At 43.5% G+C, this 8,506-nt stretch carries 6 protein-coding genes; 2 read left to right on the top strand and 4 right to left on the bottom strand.

All coding sequences use genetic code 11. The annotated features are described in order from the left end of the window. Positions 1-754: 754 nt before the first annotated feature. The 4 genes from lon to tig form a co-directional block, all read right to left on the bottom strand. The gene (lon, locus tag ACWB0I_RS14540) at positions 755-3,097 is read right to left on the bottom strand and encodes an endopeptidase La (RefSeq protein WP_479388795.1); all 2,343 of its coding nucleotides are present in this window, start codon (positions 3,095-3,097) and stop codon (positions 755-757) included. A gap of 109 nt (positions 3,098-3,206) precedes the next feature. Beyond that, entirely contained in the window at positions 3,207-4,451 is a 1,245-nt protein-coding gene (clpX, locus tag ACWB0I_RS14535; RefSeq protein WP_479388794.1) for an ATP-dependent Clp protease ATP-binding subunit ClpX, read from the bottom strand. Beyond that, complete coding sequence (clpP, locus tag ACWB0I_RS14530; protein WP_479388793.1) at positions 4,451-5,059, bottom strand: ATP-dependent Clp endopeptidase proteolytic subunit ClpP; 609 nt, start codon at positions 5,057-5,059, stop codon at positions 4,451-4,453. Before clpP ends, clpX begins: the two co-directional genes overlap by 1 nt. 23 nt (positions 5,060-5,082) lie before the next feature. Next, complete coding sequence (gene tig / locus ACWB0I_RS14525; protein WP_479388792.1) at positions 5,083-6,348, bottom strand: trigger factor; 1,266 nt, start codon at positions 6,346-6,348, stop codon at positions 5,083-5,085. A 188-nt stretch (positions 6,349-6,536) separates the two neighbouring features. On the opposite strand from tig, the gene ACWB0I_RS14520 reads away from it, so the two are divergent. Both ACWB0I_RS14520 and ACWB0I_RS14515 read left to right on the top strand, forming a co-directional pair. Next, a complete protein-coding gene (locus ACWB0I_RS14520; RefSeq protein WP_479388791.1) occupies positions 6,537-7,757 on the top strand; it encodes an MFS transporter in 1,221 nt (406 codons plus the stop codon). A gap of 76 nt (positions 7,758-7,833) precedes the next feature. Beyond that, on the top strand, positions 7,834-8,271 hold the full coding sequence (locus ACWB0I_RS14515; RefSeq protein WP_479388790.1) for a phosphate-starvation-inducible PsiE family protein: 438 nt from the start codon (positions 7,834-7,836) through the stop codon (positions 8,269-8,271). Positions 8,272-8,506 lie beyond the last annotated feature (235 nt).

Genomic DNA, 8,506 nt, shown 5'->3' with positions numbered 1-8,506 from the left:
CCCGGAAAACGAAAGAAATAATCCCAATGCTATTCTTAAAATTAATTGAAAACGCTTATGGCGTAAAATATTTTTCATATCATCGCACTTTTCGTTTAAACAAATAGGGTTAACCGGTTTGTCTTCTCCTTAATCTATGTAAACGCCGTTTTCCAGAAATCATAACCAAAGCAACATCTAAATTCTTTTATCTGAAAAAGGAATAATTTCAGGCCAAGTGGCGGGGGGGGGGGGTAAATTTAAGATTAAAGAAAAAAGACAAAAGATTAAAATTTATTTTTTTTAATGGAAGCGTATTAACTTTAGTACGGATTAAGTAGGAAAAAAAGTATAAAAACTTTCTTTTAAGAATTTTGTAATAACAATAAACCATCAGCAATCCTCTTTGCCAAGGTTCTATGTTTATCCGTCCTTAGTATTACTTTTTAATTCTTCCTGATAGATTAAAACTTTTTATTAAAAAATCTTGTGATATGATTAAAAAATTCAGTTATAATGTAAAACACTCTCTCTTTTATGTCAAATAAAATTTATGAGTCCACTCCAATGCAGCAAAGCCTCACAAAGTGCGTAAAAATTGTAAAATATCTTAACACTTCAGAGTAAAAGTCAGCAAAGCGGCACAATTTGCTCCCCCTTCCCTTTATTAAAAGAAGGGAAGGGGGCCTGGGGGTTAGGATCTTCAGCACAAAATTTTTCGCATCCCGCTGTGGCGGTAATAGATCTTTTAAGTCAAGTATTCTAAACCAAAAGTTTACTTCTTAAACAGCAAATCGTAAATCTGCTCATAATCCTTAACAAAAATAAGTTCCAATCCTTCCAATAGTTCCTTGTTCATTTCGCGCACGTCGGGTTTGTTTTCCGCGGGCAAAATGATGCGCTTGATGCCGTGGCGCCGGGCGGCCATCAGTTTTTCCTGCAAACCGCCAACGGCTAACACTTTACCGCGCAGGGTAATTTCGCCTGTCATGGCTAAATCTGCGGGCAAGGGCTGTTTTTTTAAGGCCGAAATTAAACCGCTGGTCAGCGTAACCCCGGCCGAGGGGCCCTCTTTGGGTACTGCGCCTTCCGGCAAATGGATGTGTACTTCGTACTTATTGGTAAAATTCTGGTCGATCTTAAACTTGCGATAACGCGAACGGATGTAATCCACAGCAATCATGGCCGACTCCTGCATCACTTCGCCCAGCTTACCTGTCAATGTTAATTTGTCCTTACCTGGAATGAGATTGACTTCCACGCGTAACAGATCGCCGCCAAAAGGCGTCCAGGCCAGGCCGGTGGCCACGCCTACCTCCTTTTGACCTTTTAATTTGGAAATGGCGTACTTGGGTTCGCCCAGGTAGCGACTCAGGTTCTTCTTGTTGACGATGATCTTTTTAGGCTTTGTGCTCCTGGAAAGCTCAATGACCCCCTGTCGGCAGATTTTACTGATTTCCCGTTCCAGATTCCGTACCCCGGCTTCCAGGGTGTAGTTGACGATGATTTCGTTTAAGGCTTCGTCGGTGATTTCCAGCTCTTCTGCTGTTAATCCATTTAATTCTAATTGCTTGGGGATAAGGTACTGTCTGGCAATGGCCAGCTTTTCGTAGTCCAGATAGCCGGGCAGTTCAATCACCTCCATGCGGTCGAGCAGCGGTTCGGGAATGGCATCCGGATTATTGGCTGTAACCACGAAAAACACCTTGGAAAGGTCGTATTCTACTTCAAGGTAGTGGTCAATGAAGGAATGGTTTTGTTCCGGGTCCAGCACCTCCAAAAGAGCCGAAGCCGGGTCGCCGTGGTAATCGCTGTTGATTTTATCCACTTCATCGAGCAGAAAGACCGGATTGACCGTACCGGCTTTTTTCATGCCCTGAATGATTTTACCGGGCATGGAGCCAATGTAGGTACGTCGATGGCCGCGGATTTCCGCTTCATCGTGAATGCCGCCCAACGAGATGCGCACAAATTTACGCCCCAGAGCGCGGGCAATCGATTTGCCCAACGAAGTTTTACCAACTCCTGGAGGGCCAGCCAGGCACAAAATAGGGCCTTTGATTTGCTTAACGCGTTGCAAAACGGCAATGTGTTCTAAAATGCGTTTTTTGGCTTTTTCCAATCCGTAATGATCTTCGTCCAGAATTTTTTGCGCTTTTTCCAGACTGGTTTCGTCCTGGGTTTGCTCCATCCAGGGCAAATTTAGAATCCATTCCAGAAACGTGCGAATCACATTGTATTCCGGTGAAAGGGGCGGAATTTTGGCCAGTCTCGTCAATTCTTCCTCTACTTTTTGATGCGCTTCCTCGGGCAATGCTTTTTTCTGAAACTTTTTGCGCAAAATGGCCACATCGCTGCCTTCTTCCGCTTCTTCGCCTAACTCTTCGCGAATAACGCGCAGCTGCTCCTGCAAATAATAGTTGCGCTGTGTTTTCATCATCTGATCGCGCACCTTGGAATCCAGCTCCGACTTGAGCCCCAGAATATTATTTTCGCGGTTCAAAAGTCCCAATAGCAACTGCAGGCGATCTTCAAGCTTGTGTTTTTCCAGAATACGCTGCTTTTCATCAATCCTTAAATCCAGATAGCTGGCAACGAAATCAGTAACTTTTTCAATGTCTTCCATCTGATTGACAGAAAAGAGCAATTCCTCCGGTAGCTCTTCATTTAAACGGATGTAGGTTTTAAATAGTGAGATTAATTCCCGACGCGAGGCTTCAATTCGATCATTGTATTGCACCGAGCTGTAAGGTACAGACAGGGTGGCGCGGATCACCCCGCTTTGCTTACGATAGCTGAAAACCGCTGCCCGCACCAGACCTTCCACCAGAACTTTAAGCAGATTATTGGGCAAACGCACAATTTGTAAAATGCGGCCAATGACTCCAAAGCGGTACAAATCGCGGCCTGTTACCTCTTCCTGACCGGGATTTTTCTGGGCCACTAAAAAGATCATACGATTGCTGGCCATGGCCCGTTCAACAGCTTCGATCGATTGCGGGCGCCCTACAATCAGCGGCACCACCATGTGTGGGAAAAACACCAGATCTTTTAGCGGTAGAACAGTAAGCACGTAGTTTTTAGTTAAATCTAATTCAATGATTTCGTATTCTTTCATTGCCATCCCATGTGTTTCAACGATGTTTTACAATGTGTTCTTAAGCCAGTCAATAGCAAAAAAAAGCGGAGCACGGCTCCGCTGATCTTTAATAAGATTAAGGGTTTCCTTAAGCGCTCTTTTTACTCTTCTTAAATTGGTAAATCGGTTCCTTTTTGCTGGTTACCACTTCTTCGGTAATCGTTACCGATTTCAACCCCTCCATGGAAGGCGCCTTGAACATGACATCCAGCATCACCTCTTCCATAATAGAGCGTAAAGAACGGGCACCGGTTTTGCGCTTCATGGCTTTAGCCACAATGGCCTTTAGCGCGCCTTCTTCAAATTCCAGTTCAACCCCTTCCATCTTCATCAATTGTTTGTACTGTTTTACCAGGGCATTTTTGGGTTCCGTCAAAATGGAATAAAGCGCTTTTTCATCAATTTCATTCAGCGTTCCGATGACCGGCAGACGACCGATTAACTCGGGAATGAGTCCGTATTGCAGCAAGTCTTCCGGCTCGACCATGGCGTAAAGTTCGCTTTTACTCAAGGTGTGCGTTTCACTCAACGTTTTTTCAAAGCCAATGTTTTTTTCGCCAATGCGTCTCAAAATGATGTCTTCCAGTCCTTCAAAAGCCCCGCCAACAATGAACAAAATATTCCGCGTGTCAATGGCCACCAGATTTTGTTCAGGATGCTTGCGACCGCCTTTGGGCGGAATGTTGGAAACCGTCCCTTCCAGAATCTTAAGCAATGCCTGCTGAACCCCTTCGCCTGAAACGTCACGCGTAATAGAGGGATTACCATCCTTTCGGGATATCTTGTCAATTTCGTCGATGTAGATGATGCCCCGCTGCGTTTCCTGCACATTAAAATTAGCGGCCTGGTACAAACGCACCAGAATATTTTCCACATCTTCGCCCACGTAACCGGCTTCCGTTAGCACCGTGGCGTCGGCGATGGCAAAAGGCACGTGCAATATTTTGGCCAGGGTGTGGGCCAGTAATGTTTTCCCAGTACCCGTGGGACCAATTAAAAGGATGTTACTCTTCTCAATCTCTACGTCATCCGCATCAACAATGTTATTGATGCGTTTGTAATGGTTGTAAACGGCCACCGAAAGAATCTGTTTGGCCTTTTCCTGGCCGATGACGTATTTATCCAGTTCTTCCTTGATCTTGTTCGGTGGAATCAGGGCACGTTTTTCGGAGATCACCGCTTTTTTCTTGTGTCGGGCAATGATTTCATTGGCGCTCTGCACGCAGTAATTGCAGATGTGTACATCCGGGCCGGAAATCAGGCTCTCCACCTCTTCAGCGCTTCTCCCGCAAAAGGAACAGCGAAATATTGGGCCTCGAAAAGACTTACTCATTACTTTTTCCCCTTCTCTCCCTCTTCTTTACGATAGGTTAATACTTTGTCGATGATTCCGTATTCCAGCGCTTCCTGAGCCGACATAAAATAGTTTCGGTCGGTGTCTTTTTCAATCTGTTCAATGGGCTTTCCGGTGGCATCGGCCAGAATTTGGTTCAACACCTTCTTGATGCGCAAAATTTCATTGGCTGCAATGGCAATATCAGAGGCCTGTCCCTCGGCGCCGCCTAAAGGCTGATGAATCATGATGCGGGCATGGGGTAAAGCATATCTTTTGCCTTTTGTACCGGCCGCCAATAAAACAGCGCCCATGCTGGCCGCCTGCCCCATACAGGTGGTTACCACATCCGGCTTGATGTAACGCATGGTATCGTAAATAGCCAGACCAGAAGAGACAATACCACCCGGCGAATTGATGTAAAGATAAATATCTTTGTTCGGATCTTCGGCTTCCAAAAACAACAATTGCGAAATCACCAGACTGGCTATATTATCATCAATCGGCGTACCTAAAAAGACAATACGTTCTTTTAACAGCCTGGAATATATGTCATAGGCCCGTTCGGTTCTTCCAGTTTGCTCAATAACTATGGGAACTAAAGGCATGTGCCAGCTCCTTTCTTCAATTATCAATCGAGTACAATTTCGTTTTCTTTAATCTCTGCATTTTCTATGAGAAAATTTTTTATTTTCTCGTAGAACAGCTCTTCCCGGATCCCTTCCACATATCGTGGATTCTTTTTTAGTTTCTGGCGATCTTCTTCTTTTTCGCCTCTTTCCTGCAGAAATTGATCAATTTCTTCATCTGTAACCTCAATCTTTTCCTCTTCACCTATCTTTTGCAGCAGGTAATACCACTTAACCATAATTTCTGCGTTAGCCTGATAAGCTTTGCGCAACTCCTCTTCCGGTACATTTGGATACTGGTATTTGGCCTTCCGAATTAAATCGTCCAGATAATTTTCAACCATCACCTTCGGAACATCGAATTCATTTTCTGCCAACAAGGTCTGAATCAAGTCATCTTCAAACCGCGCCTGCGATTCGTTTTCATATTGACGTTCGAGATTTTCACGGAGTCTTTTCTTTAAATCCTCAACCGTCTTTAAAGTTTCATCGCCTAATTCCTGAACGAATTCATCGGTCAGTTCCGGGATGCGTTCATGATTGATCTCTTTAACGGTAACTTCATAAAATTCCTTCTTTCCGGCAAACTCTTTTTGCGGAAAATCTTCCGGATACACTTTTTCTACGCGCTTGGTATCGCCCTCTTGCATCCCAATTAGTTGCAATTCGATCTCTTTGTCAAAGCGGCCTTCACCCACTTTAAATTCCACATCTTCGTACATCTTGCCAATCACCGGCACACCGCTCTCATCCGATTCCTGTAGATCAACCTTAACCAGATCGCCCTCGGCTACCGGGTCATCGCTGGGCGAAATTTCGGCTTTTGCTTTGAGTAGCTGCTGAATCTGATTTTCCACGGTCTTGTCCGTTACCACATATTTATCGCGGGTCAGCTCTATGCCTTTGTATTTTTTTAGCTCAATTTCCGGAAATGTTTCAAATTCAATTTGAGAAACAAGATTCCCCTCGTCATCCAGAGCGACCTCTTTGGCTTCAGGAGTTCCAAGAATTCTGAGCTTCTCCTGTTCTTCGGCCATTCGTAAACTCTCTTCAAGGGCGTTTTCCAGGGTGTAAGCCTCTATTAAACTCCCAAAACGCCTTTTTACCATACCTAAAGGCGCCTTTCCCTTGCGAAAGCCGGGCACCTGCGCTTCTCTGCGCAACTTTTTGGCCTGTTCTTCTCTAATTTCCTCTACTTTCTCTTTAGCTAACGTAACTTTTAATTCCCGCTTGGAACTGGATATTTTTTTGACTTCAGCTTTTATCATGCGAATAAAACCTCCTATTGCACAAATTTTATTTAAAGCTAATCAATTTACTTGTTTTTCTCAGCAAAAGCAAATATTGTAGCAGGCGCTAAATCCAGATTTTTAAAGTCTTTTTTGCCTTAAATTTTGTAACTTAAAAGCCGGCCACACATCCAAACACAAACTCATAAAAAAGAGGATGCGGTCGTTTGAATCAAAAAAACTATTATGGTTTTTTGTGGCACGCTTTATGGTTTTCCTTTACCTCGGCTTTTACAGATTACAACACCGTACTGCCGGCTCTAATTGTAAAAGCCGGCGGCGCCATGTGGCATATTGGGATTCTGACCTTTTTATCGATTGGTATTCCGCTGGTTTCACAATTAATCTTTACTCCGTTTTTAAGCAGCCGCGCGTTCAAAAAGCCATTTCTTTTGTTGGGCATCAATCTGCGCGTGCTGGCCCTCTTAGGCATTGGAGGCACCATCTACTGGTTTTTGCACAATCCCGGTTTTGCGCCATTTATGATCAGTGTCTATCTCTGGATGCTGCTCTTCACTTTTAGCGGCGCTTTTGCCGGATTATCCTATACCCATCTTTTAGGCCTTAGTTTTGAAGGGGAACAGCGTAAACATCTCATTGTTACTAAACAGGCCCTGAGCGCTTTAGGACTTGCCCTTTCGGCTATTGCGGTCAATCTTATTTTAAGGCAATATGGTTTTCCGGCCAACTATTTGCGCCTGTTTTTTATGGCCAGCGGCATGTTGCTCATCGCTTCATTGGGATTTTGGGCGCTGGAAGAAAAACCAGTAAAACTCCACCATCAAAGCTATTCAATTTTTAGCTTACTGAAGAATATTCCCGGTATTTTAAAAACAAATCCAAATTTGCTTAATCTGATCCTGATGGCTAATGCCTTATCTGCCTCCCTGGTTCTTATTCCCTTTATTACCGGTTCACTCAAGGGGAACTTCGATTTTTCCGGACTACTCATCGGCAATCTATTGCTTTTTCAATACGCCGGGATGATTTTGTCCAATTGGTTTTGGCGCAAAGTGGTAAAAGGGAAAGGATTCAAAGGGCTGTTTAAAATCACTGTTCTACTCATCGGATTAATGCCTCTTTTAGCGCTCCTCATTCTAAAGCTGCGACTGGTGTTTATGCTTTACCTGTTCTTTTTTTATGTGGGCAGTGGGATCAGCGCTTACAAAATTTCCATTGAGGGCGGCCTGCTGGAAATTTCCAATAAAGAAAACCGCGTGTTATTTAGCGGTGTTTTTGGTGCTATGAATATCATCTCTTCAATCTTCCCATTAGTCACCGGAGCCCTCTTCCATCTGATCTCGCCTGCTCTTATTCTGATAGGTTCCGGGCTATTTAGTCTCTCTTCTCTCATTTTCTTAAGGAAATTACAATGTCCGGTGGATTAATCCACTCTTTTTTAATGGAAAGTTGACTTTTCCCTGAAATTTTTTATCTTTAGTTTCATATAGCGAGGAAGGTTATATGTACAAAACCGAGCAGAGTGTAATTGAGAAACTGTTCATCTGGTTTGAAAAAATAGTTTATGTGGTCATTGGCTTTCTCCTGGTCATTACAATTTCCATTTTAATTTACAATTCCCTGCTGGTCGTTGGTAAAACCTTTCAATCATCCGATTTCATTCATGGCGTTCTTAGATTGATAGACCGTGTGTTATTGGTATTGATGGTGGTAGAGATTTTGTATACTGTAAAATTGTCTCTGCAATCGCACAAACTGAGCGCCGAACCCTTTTTTATCATTGGTTTGATTGCCTCTGTCCGACGCATTTTAATCATCAGCGTAGAAAGCGCCTATCTGCCGGAAAAATTTACGCCCCACATGATCGAAATGGGCGTGTTGGGCGTCATTATTCTGATTTTTGTTTTCAGTCTGATTATTTGCAATAAATACAAAATCTAAGGCAGCATATCCGCAACCAAAAGTGATAGAAACTGTTTTAATCACAATTATATTTCGCGCAGATTTAGCAGATATTCGCAGAAATAATTTAAACCAATTCTTCAACAAGTCCTCCCTAAAACAGCATTAAAATTTTCGCATCCCGCTGTGGCGGGATTAGATCTTTTGAAGGAAGTATTCTAAGGCAGCACAGCCGCAACCAAAAACCTTCCTTGGGGATTTAAACAACCACAGA

This window comes from Caldithrix sp. (genome assembly GCF_056497305.1).
This window is presented reverse-complemented; position numbering and strand designations above follow the sequence as displayed.

Excerpts from the sequence above, each read along its gene's own strand:
- lon (WP_479388795.1), bottom strand. The coding sequence starts at position 3,097 with ATGAAAGAATACGAAATCATTGAATTAGATTTAACTAAAAACTACGTG.
- clpX (WP_479388794.1), bottom strand. The coding sequence starts at position 4,451 with ATGAGTAAGTCTTTTCGAGGCCCAATATTTCGCTGTTCCTTTTGCGGG.
- clpP (WP_479388793.1), bottom strand. The coding sequence starts at position 5,059 with ATGCCTTTAGTTCCCATAGTTATTGAGCAAACTGGAAGAACCGAACGG.
- tig (WP_479388792.1), bottom strand. The coding sequence starts at position 6,348 with ATGATAAAAGCTGAAGTCAAAAAAATATCCAGTTCCAAGCGGGAATTA.
- ACWB0I_RS14515 (WP_479388790.1), top strand. The coding sequence starts at position 7,834 with ATGTACAAAACCGAGCAGAGTGTAATTGAGAAACTGTTCATCTGGTTT.